The sequence below is a fragment of the Nitrosomonas sp. sh817 genome, assembly GCF_030908545.1.
Taxonomy (GTDB): domain Bacteria; phylum Pseudomonadota; class Gammaproteobacteria; order Burkholderiales; family Nitrosomonadaceae; genus Nitrosomonas.
Genome location: NZ_CP133083.1, coordinates 1,391,274 through 1,409,441, shown reverse-complemented (window position 1 = coordinate 1,409,441; position 18,168 = coordinate 1,391,274). Strand labels below are relative to the sequence as shown.

At 52.5% G+C, this 18,168-nt stretch carries 16 protein-coding genes; 11 read left to right on the top strand and 5 right to left on the bottom strand.

The genetic code is table 11. The features are described from left to right. A complete protein-coding gene (locus RBH92_RS06655) occupies positions 1 to 2,232 on the bottom strand; it encodes a TonB-dependent receptor (protein WP_307933811.1) in 2,232 nt (743 codons plus the stop codon). A 258-nt stretch (positions 2,233 to 2,490) separates the two neighbouring features. On the opposite strand from RBH92_RS06655, the gene zigA reads away from it, so the two are divergent. The 4 genes from zigA (at position 2,491) to RBH92_RS06635 (ending at position 5,943) form a co-directional block, all read left to right on the top strand. After that, entirely contained in the window at positions 2,491 to 3,705 is a 1,215-nt protein-coding gene (zigA, locus tag RBH92_RS06650; RefSeq protein WP_307933810.1) for a zinc metallochaperone GTPase ZigA, read from the top strand. Positions 3,706 to 3,804: 99 nt separating this feature from the next. Beyond that, complete coding sequence (locus RBH92_RS06645; RefSeq protein WP_292925495.1) at positions 3,805 to 4,269, top strand: Fur family transcriptional regulator; 465 nt, start codon at positions 3,805 to 3,807, stop codon at positions 4,267 to 4,269. A 23-nt stretch (positions 4,270 to 4,292) separates the two neighbouring features. Beyond that, entirely contained in the window at positions 4,293 to 5,399 is a 1,107-nt protein-coding gene (locus RBH92_RS06640) for a CobW family GTP-binding protein (protein WP_307933809.1), read from the top strand. Further along, the gene (locus RBH92_RS06635) at positions 5,389 to 5,943 is read left to right on the top strand and encodes a DUF2796 domain-containing protein (protein WP_307933808.1); all 555 of its coding nucleotides are present in this window, start codon (positions 5,389 to 5,391) and stop codon (positions 5,941 to 5,943) included. Before RBH92_RS06640 ends, RBH92_RS06635 begins: the two co-directional genes overlap by 11 nt. Positions 5,944 to 5,956: 13 nt before the next feature. On the opposite strand, the gene RBH92_RS06630 is transcribed toward RBH92_RS06635, so the two are convergent. Beyond that, positions 5,957 to 6,577 carry a DUF3299 domain-containing protein gene (locus RBH92_RS06630; RefSeq protein WP_307933807.1) on the bottom strand — a complete coding sequence of 207 codons (621 nt, stop codon included), beginning with the start codon at positions 6,575 to 6,577 and terminating at the stop codon, positions 5,957 to 5,959. Positions 6,578 to 6,630: 53 nt separating this feature from the next. Here RBH92_RS06630 and RBH92_RS06625 point away from each other — a divergent pair, with 53 nt between their 5' ends. Next, positions 6,631 to 7,371, top strand: coding sequence for an ABC transporter ATP-binding protein (locus RBH92_RS06625; protein ID WP_307933806.1), 741 nt, complete (start codon positions 6,631 to 6,633; stop codon positions 7,369 to 7,371). Continuing rightward, positions 7,361 to 8,617 (top strand): ABC transporter permease, encoded by a 1,257-nt coding sequence (locus RBH92_RS06620; protein WP_307933805.1) that lies wholly within the window; start codon positions 7,361 to 7,363, stop codon positions 8,615 to 8,617. The genes RBH92_RS06625 and RBH92_RS06620 overlap by 11 nt, the downstream gene beginning before the upstream one ends. A gap of 51 nt (positions 8,618 to 8,668) precedes the next feature. Here the strand turns inward: RBH92_RS06620 and aroG are convergent, their stop codons facing one another. Both aroG and hrpA read right to left on the bottom strand, forming a co-directional pair. Then, positions 8,669 to 9,733, bottom strand: a complete 1,065-nt coding sequence (gene aroG / locus RBH92_RS06615) for a 3-deoxy-7-phosphoheptulonate synthase AroG (protein WP_307933804.1) — start codon at positions 9,731 to 9,733, stop codon at positions 8,669 to 8,671. Between the two features lie 249 nt (positions 9,734 to 9,982). After that, entirely contained in the window at positions 9,983 to 13,744 is a 3,762-nt protein-coding gene (hrpA, locus tag RBH92_RS06610; protein WP_307933803.1) for an ATP-dependent RNA helicase HrpA, read from the bottom strand. Positions 13,745 to 13,952: 208 nt separating this feature from the next. Between hrpA and RBH92_RS06605 the strand changes: the two genes are divergently transcribed. The 4 genes from RBH92_RS06605 to RBH92_RS06590 all read left to right on the top strand — a co-directional run bounded on the left by RBH92_RS06605 (position 13,953) and on the right by RBH92_RS06590 (position 16,058). Then, a complete protein-coding gene (locus tag RBH92_RS06605) occupies positions 13,953 to 14,618 on the top strand; it encodes a hypothetical protein (RefSeq protein ID WP_307933802.1) in 666 nt (221 codons plus the stop codon). A gap of 365 nt (positions 14,619 to 14,983) precedes the next feature. Then, a complete protein-coding gene (locus tag RBH92_RS06600) occupies positions 14,984 to 15,253 on the top strand; it encodes a type II toxin-antitoxin system Phd/YefM family antitoxin (RefSeq protein WP_307933801.1) in 270 nt (89 codons plus the stop codon). Beyond that, positions 15,254 to 15,562 carry a type II toxin-antitoxin system RelE/ParE family toxin gene (locus RBH92_RS06595; RefSeq protein WP_307933800.1) on the top strand — a complete coding sequence of 103 codons (309 nt, stop codon included), beginning with the start codon at positions 15,254 to 15,256 and terminating at the stop codon, positions 15,560 to 15,562. 46 nt (positions 15,563 to 15,608) lie between these two features. Continuing rightward, positions 15,609 to 16,058, top strand: a complete 450-nt coding sequence (locus RBH92_RS06590; protein WP_307933799.1) for a hypothetical protein — start codon at positions 15,609 to 15,611, stop codon at positions 16,056 to 16,058. A gap of 24 nt (positions 16,059 to 16,082) precedes the next feature. Here the strand turns inward: RBH92_RS06590 and RBH92_RS06585 are convergent, their stop codons facing one another. Next, a complete protein-coding gene (locus tag RBH92_RS06585) occupies positions 16,083 to 17,342 on the bottom strand; it encodes a hypothetical protein (RefSeq protein WP_307933798.1) in 1,260 nt (419 codons plus the stop codon). Between the two features lie 272 nt (positions 17,343 to 17,614). On the opposite strand from RBH92_RS06585, the gene RBH92_RS06580 reads away from it, so the two are divergent. Then, entirely contained in the window at positions 17,615 to 18,145 is a 531-nt protein-coding gene (locus tag RBH92_RS06580) for a Slp family lipoprotein (RefSeq protein ID WP_307933797.1), read from the top strand. Positions 18,146 to 18,168: the final 23 nt, after the last annotated feature.

The following is an 18,168-nucleotide window of genomic DNA, read 5'->3' as shown; positions in this document are numbered from 1 at the left end:
CTAAAATGTGGCGCGCACGCCAAAAATGAAGCTGCGCCCCGGTTCCGGCGCGAAATTTCGCAAAAACGATACGGAATTGCGGATTTCTTCGTTGAGCAAGTTATGCCCTTTGGCGAATAACCATAAATCGCCCCACTTTCCCGCTTTTAATTGATAATCCGCTGATGCGGTCAATAAATGGTAGCTATCCGTCGCCGTTTCATTCCTGCCCGGATATCGCTGCGCTTCCGCCCGCGTGTAGCGCAGCGCGGCATTCCAGATGGGATTGCCGAGTCCCAATTCGGCACCGTAACGCAACGGCGGCATGCGCGGCACATCATCCCGGTCGCCGCCGGTAAAGCGGCCGCGGACATAGTCCGAAAACACGGTGAGCAACACATTGTTGCCGCCGGGCAGTTGATAAAGCGTGCCGTCGACCCGCGCTTCAAACCCGGCAAACTCGGCGTTGCGCTGGTCATACGCAAAAACCGAAACGCATTCGGCATCGCTGACGCAACGCTGGCGTATGGTTTCATTATCGACTTCATACACCAGCCCGGTATTGCGCAGGTAGATATAGTCATCGGTGCGGTTGTAATAACCGTTGATGCGCGAACTGACACGGTCCGATTTCCAGTCGAGCGCCAAGTCGGCCATATTCACGGTTTCGTTCTTCAATTGCACGTTGCCGATTTCAAAACTGCGGGTCGACAAATGCGGACCCAGCGCCAGCAGTTCCTGTATGTCCGGAGGCCGCTTGCCGCGATTCAGCGTGAAGGTCAACGCCGTATCTTGCCGCAGATTCCATTGCAACGCGGTTGAAGCGGAAAACGCCAGAAAATCCAGGGAACCCGGCAGCGGCACGGGCGGCAATGCGCTGCCGCGCAACTTCAATTGCTGCGCATCAGGATTGATCCGCGCATGCTCCAGCCGGACGCCGCCGCGCACGATCCAGTTATTCCAGGTGTAGTCTTGCGTCGTATAGAATCCCACCGATTGCTGCTTGGTCGGCGGCACGAAGGTTTCGACGCCCAGCGCGGAAAAATTCCGGTCGATCCAGTGAGCGCCGACGGTTCCAGTTAAATTGGGTAAAGCGTTATGCCGCGCCTCCAGCCGGCCTTCGCCAACATCGTTTTTGAATCGGGTAAAAGGCGAACCGCCTTCGAGCTCGGTATGCCGGTAGTCGACCAGGCCATAACGGAAGCTGACGCTTTCGATGCCGCGCACCGGTTCATACCATTCGGTTTTGAAATCGTAGCGGGTTTGCTGCATGTTCAGGCGGATACTCGGGAACAACGCTTTCGGCCCGAAAATATCCTCGAATCCGCTCAAATCTCTAATCCGCGGCAAAATGTTTTCGAGACCGTCGAGATGATTGGGATCGAGATGATGACTGCCTTTAGGAACACCGTAGCGGTTATCGGTATGGCTCACCGACATGCCGGCCATGAAATTGTTGCCGAACCATGAAACACCGGTATAGCCGCCGATGCCTCTGCTGTCGGTATTGGGAATCCTGCCCGCTGCATTCGGAATATCGGTCAGACCGAATTGTTGCTCGATCAATGCCTCGTCGATGGCTTTTCCCGGAATCCGCACATCATCCCGCTGGCGGAAGAAACCGCCGAGGTTGAATGCAAACCGGTCTTTCCCGGTATTCAACCGGAATGCCGAATGCGTGCCATGGCCGTTGGTATCGTAACGGCTTTCTGCGGAACCGCTAACCGGTTGTTTGACTTTTCTGTCGGGGATGCGGTTATCGCTGACATCCACCACCCCGCCGATGGCATTGCCGCCATAACGGATCACTTCGGGTCCGCGAAAAATCTGGATGGCATCCGCCAATAATGAGTCGATCGCGACCGCGTGGTCAGGACTCAGACTGGTGGCGTCATGACTGCCGACGCCGTTTTGCAATATCCGCACGCGCGAGCCGGTCAAGCCGCGTATCACCGGTATGCCGACCCCGGGACCGAACGATGCATTGCTGACACCAAGTTCCTGATGCAACGTCTGGCCAAGCGTATCGCCTTGCTGCAACCTTAAGGAGCGGCCTTTCAAGGTACTGCTGTTGGGCTTGGGCGGTTCATCGCCGGTGGTGCCGATGACCTGGATCGGCGTCATTTGAATGACCGGCTTGGGTTTATCCGTTTCAGCCGCTGTTGCTGCGGACGCCGGGTTTTTAGCGTCCGCAGCAGAATCCGCCGCAACGGGTTGAACCTGTCCCATCGCGAACACCAACACCAGGGTCATCGCTAGTTTCCGCAACGGTAGCGCCATACGTCGCGGTTAATCGGCGCGGAAATTTCGGGACACCGCATGTTACGCGCTTTCATGCCGGTTCGATCATAGTGCAAAGATTGGGTGAAAAATTGATTCATGCTCGTGTTTCTGTTGTTTAATCCGCTAAATTCATTGATTAATAAGCTTCTGAGGCAACGATGATCCAAATGACATTGGATTGAATGAATGATATGTTATATCATATCGGGTATCAACATCAAACAATCAATGACCGCAATGACTATTGAGCAACTACCTGTAACGGTGCTGTCGGGTTTTTTGGGCGCTGGAAAAACCACCGTACTCAATCATATTTTGAGTAACCGGCAAGGAATGCGCATTGCCGTGATCGTCAATGACATGAGTGAAATCAACATTGACGCCGCGTTGATTGAAAAGGAGATTTCCTTCAACCGGTCTGAAGAAAAGCTGATCGAAATGAGTAACGGCTGCATTTGCTGCACGCTGCGCGAGGATTTGCTCATCGAAGTGCGGAAACTTGCCCGCGAAAAAAAATTTGATTATTTGGTCATAGAATCCACGGGCATTTCGGAGCCGCTGCCGATCGCGGAAACCTTCACTTTTGCGGACGGCAGCGATGTCAGCCTGTCCGGCGTGGCGCGCCTCGACACAATGGTAACGGTGGTGGATGCAGTGAACTTCCTCAAGGATTTCGATGAAGCCAAAATGCTGCAAGAAACCGGCGAGAGCTTGGGGGCGGATGACGAACGCAGCGTCACCGAGTTGCTGATTGATCAAGTTGAATTCAGCGACGTGATTTTAATCAACAAAATTGATTTGATCAGCCCCGAAGAATTGGATAATCTGCGCGGCATTTTACGCAGCTTGAATACCGAAGCGGAAATCATCGCCATCCAGAACGGCTGTATCGATGCAGCCCGGATATTAAATACCGGTAAATTCAACTTTGAAAAAGCGCAACAAGCACCCGGCTGGTTGAAGGAAATGCGCGGCGAGCATATTCCTGAAACAGAAGAATACGGGATCAGCAGTTTTGTTTACACTGCGAGAAAGCCCTTTCATCCGCAACGATTCTACGACTTTCTCCATCATCCTTGGAATGAAGGCAAACTGCTCCGCTCCAAGGGTTTTTTCTGGCTGGCCACGCGCCCGGATCAAGCCGGCCAATGGAATCAGGCCGGTGGAATTGCGCATTACGGTTATGCCGGCATGTTTTGGGCAGCCGTCCCCAGAGATGAATGGCCGGAGGATGAAGTCTCCGTGCAGTCCATCATGGAAGATTGGGAAGAACCGTGCGGAGACCGGCGGCAGGAATTGGTGTTTATCGGGCAGAACCTCGATCAGTCAATCATCCGTCAATGGCTGGATGAATGCTTATTGACGGACGCAGAGCTGCAAGCCGGTGAATCGCATTGGCCCGCCCTGCCCGATCCGTTTCCGGTCTGGGTTGAAGAACAATAACCGGTGAATGACGGTCATGATTTTCAAATTTTCACAATTTCACGTAATATGTTCATGTAATCAATGGATTCTTGATTCCTGAAAGCTTAAAAATTCAAAATGTCAGCGGATATCGATCAAATCATCAAGCGATCACAAGAAGTTTGCGCAGCAACCGGCAGCAAATTGACGGAAAAGCGCAAAAATGTGTTGACGGTATTACTGGCTTCCGCCACGCCGCTATCGGCCTATGAAATCGTCGACAAATATAAAACCCAATTTCAGGAATCGCTGCCGGTGATGTCGGTTTATCGCATGCTGGAATTTCTGATCCGGGAAAAATTGGTGCATAAACTGGAAACCGCCGGTCAATACATGTCATGCGCGCATATCACCTGCAGCCACCGGCATGAAACCCCGCAATTTCTGATTTGCGACCGCTGCGGCAGCGTCAAGGAAATCGGCATCAAAAAACATATCATCGAAGATCTCGAGCAGAGCATTCGCAGTACAGGGTTTGCATTGGCGCACCAGCAACTGGAATTGCACGGTATCTGTAAGCAGTGCCAGATTATTTCCGAATAACCGGATTTATTTGAATTTCTCCCATGGAAGATCGCAACGCACGGATTCCCGTCATTTTGCTGACCGGTTTTCTGGGCAGCGGCAAAACCACGCTGCTCAACCAACTGGTGCGTCAGTCCTTTTTCAGCAAGACTTTGGTGATCATCAACGAATTCGGCGAAATCAGCCTGGATCATCTGCTGGTCACGCAAAGCACCGAAACGGTGGTGATGGAAATGGGAAACGGCTGCGTTTGCTGCTCGATTCGCGGCGACTTGGCAAAAGTGCTGAAAGATGCCACCTGGCGGTTCGCCCGCAACGGCACGCGCAGTTTTGACCGGGTCGTGATCGAAACCACCGGGCTGGCCGATCCCGCGCCGGTGCTACATACGCTGATGACCAGCCAGCACATCGCCAGCCGCTATCGCCTGGATGCGATCGTGACAGCCGTCGACAGTGTCAATGCGATGGAAACACTCGATCGCCACACGGAAGCAGTCAAGCAAATCGCCGTTGCCGACCGGATCATTTTGACCAAAAGCGATCTCGTCGACGAACAAACGCTCAGCGCCGTGCAACAACGCGTACACGCCCTGAATCCGTCCGCGATGCAATTGCCGGCGGTCAACGGTCTGGCGGATTTGCAACCGGTTTTCAACAACACGGTATTTTCGATCGATCAGAAAACACCGGATGTGATGAAATGGCTCAACGCGGAATCGTATGAATCCAAGCCTGCCAATCGTTACCAGCCTGTCAGTCCCGGAGACAATCCATCCCTTCGCACGCATCCGCCGGTTACGGCTCAGTCCGGCGTCAACCGCCACGACGATCATGTGCAGGCTTTTTGTTTTACCTTCGAAGACCCGATCGAACCGGCGCTTTTCGACGATTGGCTGAATCTGTTGATGGCTATCAAAGGCCCGGATATTTTACGGATCAAAGGCATCTTGAACATGAAGAATCACGCTACGCCGTGGGTTATTCATGGCGTGCAACATATCTTCCATCCGCCCGTGGAATTACCCGGATGGCCCTCGGAGGATCGCCGGACCCGGATCGTTTTCATTACGCGCGATGTTCCGTATTCCGTGATCAAAGATACCTTCATCGCGCTGGTTGGCTCAGCCCGGGCAAGCCATGCATCGTAAACTGAGCGCACCCGGCTGGCTGCTATGGTTTGCCGCATCATCCTGCGTTGCGGTTGCAGCGTCCGGGCACCCGGCGCACGAACCGCATGTGCATGGAATCGCCGCGTTGAATATCGTTCTGGAAAATCATGACGTGCATTTAACGCTGGAATCCCCAGCCGTGAATTTGCTCGGATTCGAGCACGCACCGGTTACTGCTGAACAAAAGACGGCATTTCACGCAACCCGGCAAATCTTGACCAGGCCACCCCGGTTATTTGCATTGCCAGGCGCCGGTTGCCAACTGGTGGATAGCGATATCCGGATGCCGGAAATCCATTCGCATACGGATGGCGACGATGGCCACGATCATCATGAAGAACACGCGGATATCCATGCCAATTACCATTTTCAGTGTTCGCGGATTGCGGAATTGAACGAAATCCGCATTGACTTGTTCGCTATTTTTCCGGGGATTCAACAAATTAAAGCGCAATGGGTTACCGGCCGGTCGCAAGGCACGCAACTATTAACACCGGCGGCCAATCGTCTGAAAATCAAGTAAGCCGGGTATCGGATCACTCGGTATAAGGTTTGATGTCCGCTACCTGTAACGTATAAGCGGAAGTCGCGACATCGTTTTCGGTCAATGTCGTCTTCAGCAAACCGGTCAGCCAGAAAGCTTCCTGCAAATGATTGAGCTTGAATCCTTTGTCGTAAACGCCATAGATGATTTGATTCGGCGGCGGCGGCGGCACATGAATACAGGCGCCGAAATACGGCACCAGGAAAAAGCGCGTCACCAATTGATTCTTGCCGAACTCCAGCGGCACGATATAACCTGGAATCCTGATTTTCCGGTTATCGAATTCCGGCATGATCCGCGTGGATTTCAGCGCTTGCTGATAGCGATCGTCTTCCGCTGACGGCGTTGCAGGCTTGAGTTGACTGTTCAGCCTGTCTTGTTCCGACCCGTCCTCGATGTCATCGAGATAATCCGGCGGATTCAGCAACGCTTCCAGGTCATCCGCCGGCATCAAGTCGACCCATTCGACAGTGCGGTACGCCGCCGTACCGGATTGCGCGACCGAATCAACGCCCTGCGCGCCAATTATCAGCAATGCGGCTGTCGTACCGGCAAAGATCAACCGCTTCGCGGTTTGGAAAGATAGCTTGCGATAAAATGCTGTTGTAATCATACGGTGCAGTATATCATCCGGAAACAAACGAAGAAAAAAGCAAGGAGGTTTTGTTGACGGTCATTTCTCCAGAAATCCCGCTGAAAGCGGCCGCTACGCCGGTACCCGATGCAATAAAAATCAACCGGCTGGCTTTTTCCTATCCGGGGAAAAACTCACCGGCGGTCCTCGATATTCCAAGCTGGCATGTTCAACAAGGTGAGCGAGTCTTTCTTCAGGGACCTTCCGGATCAGGAAAATCGACCTTGCTCAATCTGCTGGCGGGAATTTTGACAACGGCTCACGGCAGCGTGGAAATACTCGGTCAAGATTTAGCCACGCTCCCGGCGCATCAGCGGGATATTTTCCGGGCCCGGCATATCGGCATCGTGTTTCAGCAATTCAACCTGATCCCCTATTTAAACGTGCTCGACAATATCCGCCTGGCTGCGTATTTCGGTAAAAAAACGAATAGCAGCATCGAACCGCAAGCATTGCAACTGTTTACCGCATTGGGACTGGATCGCTCCCTGCTGCGCCAGCAAACCGGCGCACTGAGCGTGGGGCAGCAACAACGGGTTGCAATCGCCCGGGCGCTCATCAACGCCCCGGAGATTCTGATCGCCGATGAACCGACATCGGCATTGGACAGCGACGCCCGCGCCGCTTTCATGCAGTTACTGCTTGAGCTTTGCAAGGATCAGGGCAATACCTTGATTTTTGTCAGCCATGACACTTCATTGACGCAATATTTCCAGCGGATTGTAAATCTGACCGCAATCAACCGCGCGGGAGCGGTGGTTCATGCTAGCTAAAATCGCCTGGCAAAGTTTGCGCAGCCGGCGCTATACCGCATGGCTGACGTTGCTTTCCATTGCCATCAGCGTGTTCGTATTGCTCGGGGTCGAGCATATCCGCTTCGAAGCCAAGGAAAGTTTCAGTAAAACCGTCTCCGGCGTGGATCTGATCGCCGGTGCGCGCACCGGCCAGCTCAATCTGCTGCTGTACTCGGTTTTTCGCATCGGCAACCCCACCAATAATATTTCATGGCAAAGTTACCAGGCATTTGCCAACGATCCCAAAGTGGCATGGACGATTCCGATCTCGCTGGGCGATTCGCATCGCGGTTTCCGCGTGGTCGGCACCACCGGCGACTTTTTCGAACGGTTCCGCTTTGGTGAAAACGCCAGGCTGGATTTTTCCGAGGGCCGGGCATTCGCGAAAGTATTCGATGTCGTGCTTGGCGCCGATATCGCCAAAAAACTCAATTACCGTTTGCACGACCCCATCGTATTGGCGCACGGACTCGGACAAGTCAGTTTCAGCTCGCATGACGACAGATCCTTTACCGTCACGGGCATTCTCAAACCGACCGGAACACCCGCCGATCAAGCGTTATATATTAGTCTGCAAGGGATGGAAGCAATCCACCTCAATTGGCGGGATGGCGTTAAGATCCCGGGCAAGCGGATTATGGATGAGGACATCGAAAAGCGCGATCTCACGCCGAAAAGCATCACCGCTTTCATGATCGGGCTACAGTCCAAAATGGCGACTTTCCAGGTACAGCGCCAGATCAATCAATACGCCAAAGAACCCTTGCTGGCGATTCTTCCCGGCGTGACATTGATGGAATTATGGGAAATGATGCGGGCGATGGAAAATACGCTGCAATTGATATCGTATCTGGTATTGTTCTCGGCGTTATTAGGCTTGAGCACCATGCTGCTGTCATCGATCCGCGAGCGGCAACGCGAAATTGCGGTGATGCGCGCGATCGGAGCGAGTTCCTGGTTTGTGTTCCTGATCATTCAACTGGAAGCGTTGTTGATCGTGCTATCCGCTATTATCCTGGCGATATGCTTACTAGCGGTTGCGCTCCATTTTTCCAAAACCTACCTGGCTGAAAATTTCGGCATTTTCATTAGCAATTTGGTGATGAATGACTCGATCATCATGCACCTTGGCATCATCGTGGCCAGCACCTTCCTGCTGAGTTTGATTCCGGCTTTAAGCGCTTACCGGTTGTCGTTGCATCAAGGTTTGACGGTCAGAAACTAAGGAAGCGCTGATTAATTCGCTTGCGCAGGCAATTAGTCGGCGCTAAACGCGTTATTTTCTCTTCCGGCGCTTCTCAACGGCTTTGGCCAGTTGCTGCAACACTTGCTCGGTCATTTCAAAACCGATGCAACCATCGGTAATGCTTTGCCCGTACAACAATTCCTCACGTTTCTTGCCGTCGGCTTTTTGATTGCCCTCGACCAGATGGCTCTCGATCATCACCCCGCAAATCGCCCGATTTCCGGCGGCAATCTGCTCGGCCACATTAGCGGCGACTTCGGCTTGGCGGCGGTAATCCTTGTGGCTGTTAGCATGACTGAAGTCGATCATCAGATGCGGCGGCAACTTGGCTTTTTGCAATTCTTCGGTCGCCGACTCGACGCTGGCGGCATCATAATTCGGCTTCCTGCCGCCGCGCAAAATGATGTGGCAATCCTCATTACCCTTGGTGGCAAAAATCGCGGTGTGCCCTTCCTTGGTCACCGATAGAAAATGATGCGGACGCGAAGCCGCGGCGATGGCATCGATGGCGATATTCAGGTTGCCGTAAGTGCCGTTTTTAAATCCGATCGGACAGGAAACGCCGGAAGCCAATTCGCGATGCCCCTGACTTTCGGTCGTGCGGGCGCCGATTGCCGCCCAACTGATCAGGTCGGACAGATATTGCGGACTGATCAAATCCAGGTATTCCGTCGCCGACGGCATGCCGATGGTATTCAAATCCAGCAGCAACCGCCGCGCCATCCGCAAGCCTTTGTTGATATGGAAGCTGTTATCCAGATCGGGATCGTTGATCAATCCTTTCCAGCCGATGGTCGTGCGCGGTTTTTCGAAATAGACGCGCATGACGATGTGCAAATGCGGTTTCAATACCTCGCGCAAGTGCTTCAGCCGCGCCGCGTATTCCAGCGCCGCGTCGACATCGTGAATCGAGCACGGTCCGACCACTACCAGCAAGCGATCGTCTTCACCGTGCAAAATCCGATGCGCGCTTTGCCGCGCCGAGTAGACCGTTTCGGTGGCGATCTCCGTCATCGGATATTCGCGGTGCAATTCGACCGGTGGTGTGAGTTCATGCACGCCGATAATGCGCAGATCATCGGTTTGGTATTTCATGTGGCTTCCTCGGTTTCGAAAACTTGTTAGTATTTACTGGATTTTTCTGCAACAAACCAGTAATCAATAAAAAATAGAGCGCATTTTAACCTATGCGAAGAATTTCTTCAGAATCATTGGTGTAATAAAAGCCGCGACCTGTACAAATATCCTATTTTTTCACAAAAAAAGAGGATCTATAAACAAATGACCACGGGATAATCGTGCTAAGTTGCACAAACGACAAACCGGAGCCGCGGCTCCCGTTTTTTATGGCCGCACGCTTTCCCACAATTTCTGCAAACGCTTCGGCGATACCGGTGCAGGCGTTTTCAACTCCTGCGCAAATAACGACACGCGCAATTCCTCGATTTGCCAGCGGAATTCTTCCAGATTGTCATCATGCATGCTGGTCTTTTGATGTTTCTCGAATCGCTGTAAATATTGCTGCCAGAACGGCGCTACTTCCGCACTGATGCGCTGATCCCGCTCGGGATTCGCAGCGAGTTTTTCCAATCGCAACGCCATGCCTTTCAAATAACGCGGCAACTGCTGCAGGCGTTTCCAATCAGTCGCGCCGAGAAAACCGGGATACAGCAAATGATCGAGCTGCTCCTTTAACTCCGACTTCACCCGCTCGTTGCGAACCGCCGGTAGGCGCGCAGTCAGCGCTTGATAATCGGCGCCAGCCTGTTGCAGCAATTTCGCCAGAGCTGCGGATACTTCCGGCAAACGGCTTCTGGCGCGCTGGCACTGCGCGGTAAACCCGGCCTCGCTGCGCGGCAAGGGATCATCGTTGAGCAAGGCGCGGTCGAGAATCGCGTTCAGCATATCCTGTTTCAAATCGCCGGGATTCATCCGGCTCGCCAGTTGCATGCTGGCTTGTTTCAATCCGGGCAGATTCTTGTCCAATTGCTTAATTTGTTCTTTCAACACCAAGCTTAACAGCCGCCGCACACCCGGGCGCATCGCTTGATCCGCCGCTTCCTGCGTATCGAACAAGCGGATCGCGACGCTTTCGTTCTGATCGATCAGCGCCGGATAACCCGTCATCGGTTGTCCGTTTCGCATGAAAGCAACTTCCAGCGGCAGATCGCCGAAATCCCATTGCGTGATCTGATCACGCTCAATCGCAATTTTTTCGTTGGCGGCACCCCGCTTCACAAACGATTGCTGCGCGGCTTGCCCAAGTTGCCGTTGCAACCCGGCAAGATCGCGGTTCATCGCCAATTCCTCACCGGCATCGTCAACCACGCGGATGTTCATCAACAAATGCGGCGGTATTTGCGCTGCTGGCCAAGTATCCGGCGGCACCGTCAGCGTGGTTTTTTTAACAATGAATTGTTCGAGTGCATCGGTCAACGGTACTGGATGCACGGCATTCGAATGGCTCACCAGAAATGCCGTCACCGTTTCGGGCAAAGGTACCAGCATGCGGCGGATTTGCTTCGGCAGCGCCTTCAAATACCAGGTGATTTTCTCGCGGATCAATCCCGGCACCAGGTAATCCAGTTGCCTGGCTTCCAGCCGGTTCAGCAACGGTAGCGGCACGGTCAGCGTCACACCATCGAGTGGATGACCGGGTTCAAACCGGTAGCTAAGCGCTAACTCGCTGCCGTCCGGCAACGTCATCCGTTCCGGGAATTGCACTTCGGTGACGTGCCCGGCTTCGTGGCGCATCAGCAATTCCCGCGTTAAATACAGCAAACGCGGATTCTGCTGCTCCGCCTGCTTGCGCCATTTTTCAAAAGCGGCGCCGTTGGTAATGTCCTGTGGAATGATCGCGTCGAAGAACGCAAAAATTTCCTGCTCGTCGACCAGCACATCCTGCCGCCGCGTTTTGTGTTCCAGCTCCTCGATTTCCTGAATCAACGCTTGATTGTGCAGAAAAAACGGCGCTTCTGTGTTGTATTCCCCGGCGGCCAATGCCGAGCGGATAAAAATCTCGCGCGCTTCTTTGGGATGAACCGGTCCGTAATTAACCGGCCGTTTCGACACGATGATCAAGCCGTACAACGTGACCTGTTCAAACGCAACCACCTGCGCGCGTTTCTTTTCCCAGTGCGGATCGAAGTAGTGCCGCTTGCACAAATTCCCGGCGATCCGCTCCAGCCAAACCGGATCGATTCTCGCCACGCAGCGCGCATACAGCTTGGCGGTTTCGACCAATTCCGCCGCCACTACCCACTTGGCTTTGCCTTTTTTCAACACCGAGCCGGGAAAAATGGCGAACTTGATGCCGCGCGCCCCCAGATATTCCCCTTCTTTCTCGGTTTTAAAGCCGATATTGCCGAGCAAGCCGGGCAACAACGCGCGATGAATCTCATCGTAACCCGCCGGAATTTCGTTCGGCTTGAAGCCCAGTTCCGCCATCAGCGTATGCAATTGCCCGTGAATCTCGCGCCATTCGCGCAACCGCCGGTACGACAAAAACAGCTCACGGCATTGCGCCATCAGCTTCTTGCCGGATTTTTTATGCTTCAGCAGTTCGTCGTAGAAATCCCACAATTTCAGATACGCCAGAAAATCCGAACGTTCGTCCTGAAAACGCCGGTGCGCCTCATCGGCGGCGGCCTGGTGTTCGAACGGACGGTCGCGCGGATCCTGCACGCTCAGTGCCGATGCGATGATCAGGATTTCGTGCAGGCAATTTTCCTGTTTCGCCGCCAGAATCATACGGGCGATCTTGGGATCGAGCGGAAACTTCGCCAGCCGCCAGCCGGTGGCGGTCAGATTGCGGTTGTCGTCGACCGCGCCGAGTTCCGCCAGCAACTGATAACCGTCAGCGATCATGCGCGGCGATGGCGGCTCCAAAAACGGAAAATTCTCGACATTGCCGATCTTCAGCGATTTCATGCGCAGAATCACTGCCGCCAGCGAAGAGCGTAAAATTTCCGGATCGGTAAATTCCGACCTGCCCTGAAAATCCTGCTCGGAATACAAGCGGATACAAACCCCATCCGCCACCCGCCCGCAGCGCCCGGCCCGTTGATTCGCCGACGCACGCGAGATTTTTTCCACCAGCAACTGCTCGACCTTGTTGCGGTAACTGTAGCGGTTGATCCGCGCTAGCCCGGTATCGATCACATAATGAATCCCCGGCACCGTCAGCGACGTTTCCGCGACATTGGTCGCCAGCACGATACGTCGGCCGCCGCCCGGCTGAAACACCCGTTCCTGCTCGGCGACCGACAAACGAGCAAACAGCGGCAAGATCTCGATACGCGAATGAATGGGATGAAACGCATGCTTGCGCAAGGTTTCGGCGGTCTCGCGAATCTCGCGCTCACCTGGCAGAAACACCAGAATATCGCCCGAACCCAACGCCATCAACTCATCGGCCGCATGGATGATGGCTCGCTGCACATCGCCATCGCTATCATCATCCTCATCGGCCAGCGGCGAACGGTAATGGATCTCGACCGGATACAACCGCCCGCTGACCTCGATCACCGGCGCATCGTTAAAATGCCGCGAGAAACGCTGCGCATCGATGGTCGCCGAGGTCACGATCAGTTTCAAATCCGGCCGCTTCGGCAGTAGTTGCTTGAGGTAACCGAGCAAAAAATCAATATTCAAACTACGCTCGTGCGCTTCGTCTATGATCAACGTATCGTAAGCCAGCAACAGCGGATCCCCCTGCGTCTCGGCAAGTAGAATGCCATCGGTCATCAATTTGATATACGAATCCGCGCTGATTTTGTCGGTAAACCGCACCTTATAACCGACCGCCTGCCCCAGCGGACTATTCAATTCCGCCGCAATCCGCCCCGCCACCGTCCGCGCCGCAATCCGCCGCGGCTGCGTGTGCCCGATCAGGCCATGCACGCCGCGCTTCAGCTCCAGACAAATTTTAGGGATTTGCGTGGTTTTGCCCGAACCGGTTTCCCCGCAAATGATCACGACTTGATGATTTTCGATGGCCTGCTTGATTTCTTCACGGCGGGCGTTAACGGGTAGATCTTCCGCATACGTTGGATGGGGAAGATGGACCAGCCGCTTGGTGATAATTTCGGGGAGGAGTTTTTTCATTGGAATTTCAGTTGTATGCCGACATAAACAAATAACTTGGGCATTTTATCAATCAATTCGATATGGAAGATGCTGCATATTTTTTGTAATCAAATCTGTCTTGATCAATTTCTTCATTTATATGATGATCAGCTATAACCATGACTTTATGACATCACACCCAAAATTTTGGGCGAAATGTTTCATATATTACATTTGGCGACACTTCATGTCCGATGAAATCGAAAAACTTTTGGCGGCCCTGAATGAGGGTCACGATGCTGTAAAAAATCGCGGCAAGCACATGTATGAAGCTTATGATCATACATTTTACGGATTAGATTTTCTTGCCGGTGCAGCCCTTAATCGAACAATGGCAAATATCGATGCTTTCAATACCTTAATACGAGCCAGAAACTTAGTTATTGCAGGTGCACTATTAAGGATGCAGCTAGATACGGCTCTCAGATTCTATGCAGCGTTTCTTGTGGAGAAACCACATGATTTTGCTTTAGAAGTACTTAAAGGTATTCGGATCGATAAGCTTCAAGATATAAATGGCAATCGGCTCACTGACAGCCATTTAGTTAAACTCTTATCTCAGGAATTTCCATGGGTTAAGCGAGTTTATCAAGCTACCTCCGGATATATACACTTGTCTGGAACACATATTCACCACACTATTAACGAAGTCAGGGAAGATAGAAAATTTAGTGTTAAATTATCCCCTAAAGATAGAGATCTTCCTGACACACTATATACGGAAGCGATTGAAGCATTTATCGAATCCATAAAACTTTTGCTCAAATACATTGATGGTTGGATATTTACTAAAAACAATCCTCAATTAGTAGCTGAAGTGCGCGCAAGAATCAAAGAAAATGAGAATCCGTAAGGCGGAAGCACGATAGGTTATTCCGCCGTTTGTAACCCGCTATGTTCGATCTTTATTTCCATAAATTTGGTAAAAACCACCGTCTTTAGACAGTGACTTTGACTTTAAATGTGTTGATTCATGCGCGTTTAGCTTGGTGCGGGTAGACGACTTTAGTCGTCTGCACCCAAGCTGCGCTAACCCACCTACTTTCAGTGGGTGGTAGTTTAGTGGCTCTTGGCACCTTTACAGGATGGGAGTTGAAGAATTGGTTGAAATCAAATCGCCTATACTGGTCAGCAGTCGCGATTGGTCTTTTATTAGCCTTCTTGACCGGTGCTGTTAACAGGTGCTATAAATGGCTTCAAGATACCCTGGAGTTAATCATGACTATCAAATTCTCAGAAGATGTAATTCCCCTTTCGGATTTAAAGATCAATCCCGGGCGCGTTGTCAATCAAGCCAAGGAAACGCACAGACCCATTCTTTTAACCAACCGCGGCCGGGGTGTGGCCGTAGTGCAGGATCTCGATGAATACGAGAAAAACCAAGAAGAATTGGCTTTCGTCAAAGCTATTGCGCAAGGACTCATGGACATTAAAGAAGGCAATACTTTGTCATTGGCCGAGGCAAAAAAGCGCTTAGGCATCGAATGAATGAAAGTCAGCATTTCCAATTCGGCCTTGAAAGACTTGGAAAACATGACCAGTTATTACACTGAAGAAGGTATTCCACAGATCGGTTTGAAATTTGCCAAAGAAATTATCAAGCATATTCAAATGCTGGCCGATCATCCGGATATGGGCAGAATCGTTCCTGAGCTTCAGCTCCCGCATATTCGAGAAATGATTGTTGCGCCTTTCCGGGTGGTCTATCTGAGGGAAGAAAGCGCCATCAAAGTAATCCGTGTTTGGCGCAGCGAGCGGCCGCTGGTTTTACCGGTCGAAACAGAAGGCCAGTGCTGAGAGTCACGTGTTATGTTCCAGCTTAGCTTTACTTTGAGTTATTTGAATGACCACTGCGATCACAAAACGTAGGATTCTCCTGGCTGGTATAAGTCTTTTCGTGGCCACCTGGGCTGCCGCTTACTTTCTCTGGCCAAAATTCTCCTTTGACGACGGGCCGTTTTTTACCGAACCCTTTGCTGCCGACCTTGGCGTTTTGTCACCGGTATCGTCCGTCGATCTCAGTCTGCTTGGTGTGACGTTGTTCGTGCTCGAAACCCACGCGACACGCGATCCTGATCCGAGAACCGTGTTCATTTTGAGGAACGCTAGCAACGATGTTCGTTGGGCGAAGGTAACCTCGACTGACTTTGGGCGCATTGAGATCATCGGCCGCACGCCGCGCTGGTACATCACTGGCGGCTGGATTGTAGCGATAAAGCCGGAGAATACCGAAGGAGGCAAGCTGTATCTTTCGCCGTTTGGCGGGTTCCGGTTTTTTTTCCTGAGCTGGTAGCAAGAGAAACTCCTGAAATCGGAGTTAGTCCCGGAGCTTCAACTGAAACCGCGGCGCCCGTTGCTGCGCCGATGACGACAAGCGGTTGAGTCCCAGAACGGTAACGCGATGCGCGCTGTTGAAACTGGGCGCGCCGTCCTGGTCGCGCAGGATGGACGATACTTTGTATTCCAACCGGTGCGAACGCGGGTCGAAGCGGATATCGTGAATCCAGATGCCGGCGCGTTGCAGCTTTTGCTGTTCGCATTCATGGGTGAGATCCCAGCCGGTCAGCATCGGGATGGCGTAGTCGAAGGGTAATTCGTCGATTTGGATGGTTTGGGTGCGAACCACGCCATCGACGCTTTTGCGGCAGGTGTCGGCTTTACCGCTGCGGGGATTGAGCGCCAGAAAATCGGCGCGTACTTTAATGCTGCGTCCGTGGATTAAAGCCGCGCGGGTTTTGATGCGATGGGTGCGGATATCGTTGTCTTTGAAAATGGTCTGGGTGGCCCAGTTCGGGCTGCCGGATTGATTCGGCGTGGCGCTGGTTTGCGATAGATTGTAGGCCATTTGCAGCAACGGATAATCGACACGATCGCTCCATTTGCACGGCGACCAGCGCCATTCGCATTCAAAGCTGTCGGCAAACTGAAAATCGAAACCGCGCGGAATGATCGCGAGCGCATCGTAACGCCGCACCGTGCCTTTGTGGCCGCTATTTTCCAGAGTGGCGACCGCGCCTTGTTTTTTATCCTGCAGCATCGCTGCTTCCATTCCGGCGTAATCTTCATCGATGACCGCATCGACTTCGACTGAGCGATACCCGAATGCGGTGAAAAATACGCAAAATTCAAAGGCATCGTTGCGATTTTGATCTTCCAGCTTGCCTTGCGCTTCGAATACCAGAAAGGTCGACCCGGTATTTTTCACCAGTTTACTGCGGGTAATCTCGGCGCGCAGCGAATTGACTTCGCGATCTTGTTTCAAATAGCGCAAATCCCAGCCATTCAGCACGACCGTGCCGCTATCGACATAACCGGGCATTTCGAGCCATTGGGTGATGACCGCCGGCTCCATGCCGTTATCGCGTTGCATGCATTTGCTGCCTTCGAGCATGATGAACTTGCCGTGATCTTCAAAAACGGTTTTACCTTCCGCCTTGAAAGTCAGTTGTTCGAAGGGTGTCGGCGCCGCTGCATTCCCCGCCGCAACAAGCGCTTTCCTATCCGGTGCTTTACTGGCGCAGGCGGAAAGCAACAACAATGTAAGCAACGCTAAAGTAATATGGAGACTGCGAATCATTGCTACCCTCGATTGGTGAACGTCGCGATCAATGGATGAAAATGCTGCCGATGATATCGAAATCGCCAGCCAGTTTGTATTCTACCATTCCAGTGCGACAGTTTTGACGTCATCTGCGAAGGGATAGAAAAATGCCATTCGATTCCATCGGGTGAATTTTTGAAGTCCTGTCTTGCCTAAAATGATGTGTGACGCTCATTGCAGGCGGCACACGATTGCAATACCGGATTGTGGCACCATTTATTACCTATCTATCATTCTCGGGAGGCATCATGAAAATTTTCTTTCTATTACCCGTCTTGCTGCTGAGCGCCTGCGCCGGATTGCCGCCTTCCATCGCCAATGCGCCCGCGACCGAAGTTTCCTACCAGCAGGTGAGTCTCGATCCCAATAGCTTCAAAGATGTTCCGGTGCGCTGGGGCGGCGTGATTATTGATGTCGACAACGAAGAACATGACAGTATGCTGCAAATCGTCGCTTACCCCTTGGATTATACCGGCCGTCCGCAAACACAAAGAGCCGGTGAAGGCCGTTTCGTGGTGAAAAGTCCGGAGTTTCTCGATCCCGCGGTGTATGCCAAAGACAAAGAGATTACGATTGCCGGGGTTATCACCGGCGATACCGAGCTGACGGTCGGTAAGCGGGTCATCCGCGTTCCGTTGCTAAGCGCCACCGCAATTTACTTGTGGCCGAAATTGGCCAATTATAATTACTATAGCCCTTATTACGGGCCTTACCCCTACTATCCCGGTTATTATCCGCTCTATCGCGGAGGATTTTATGGGCCTTTTTTCCGGTGGTGATCGATCGTTTAAGGATCGCATCG

Coding starts and splice junctions, on each gene's coding strand:
- RBH92_RS06630 (WP_307933807.1), bottom strand. CDS start 6,577: ATGATTACAACAGCATTTTATCGCAAGCTATCTTTCCAAACCGCGAAG.
- aroG (WP_307933804.1), bottom strand. CDS start 9,733: ATGAAATACCAAACCGATGATCTGCGCATTATCGGCGTGCATGAACTC.
- RBH92_RS06635 (WP_307933808.1), top strand. CDS start 5,389: ATGCATCGTAAACTGAGCGCACCCGGCTGGCTGCTATGGTTTGCCGCA.
- RBH92_RS06585 (WP_307933798.1), bottom strand. CDS start 17,342: ATGATTCGCAGTCTCCATATTACTTTAGCGTTGCTTACATTGTTGTTG.
- RBH92_RS06655 (WP_307933811.1), bottom strand. CDS start 2,232: ATGACCCTGGTGTTGGTGTTCGCGATGGGACAGGTTCAACCCGTTGCG.
- RBH92_RS06600 (WP_307933801.1), top strand. CDS start 14,984: ATGACTATCAAATTCTCAGAAGATGTAATTCCCCTTTCGGATTTAAAG.
- RBH92_RS06620 (WP_307933805.1), top strand. CDS start 7,361: ATGCTAGCTAAAATCGCCTGGCAAAGTTTGCGCAGCCGGCGCTATACC.
- RBH92_RS06645 (WP_292925495.1), top strand. CDS start 3,805: ATGTCAGCGGATATCGATCAAATCATCAAGCGATCACAAGAAGTTTGC.
- RBH92_RS06580 (WP_307933797.1), top strand. CDS start 17,615: ATGAAAATTTTCTTTCTATTACCCGTCTTGCTGCTGAGCGCCTGCGCC.
- RBH92_RS06595 (WP_307933800.1), top strand. CDS start 15,254: ATGAAAGTCAGCATTTCCAATTCGGCCTTGAAAGACTTGGAAAACATG.
- zigA (WP_307933810.1), top strand. CDS start 2,491: ATGACCGCAATGACTATTGAGCAACTACCTGTAACGGTGCTGTCGGGT.
- RBH92_RS06590 (WP_307933799.1), top strand. CDS start 15,609: ATGACCACTGCGATCACAAAACGTAGGATTCTCCTGGCTGGTATAAGT.
- RBH92_RS06640 (WP_307933809.1), top strand. CDS start 4,293: ATGGAAGATCGCAACGCACGGATTCCCGTCATTTTGCTGACCGGTTTT.
- hrpA (WP_307933803.1), bottom strand. CDS start 13,744: ATGAAAAAACTCCTCCCCGAAATTATCACCAAGCGGCTGGTCCATCTT.
- RBH92_RS06605 (WP_307933802.1), top strand. CDS start 13,953: ATGTCCGATGAAATCGAAAAACTTTTGGCGGCCCTGAATGAGGGTCAC.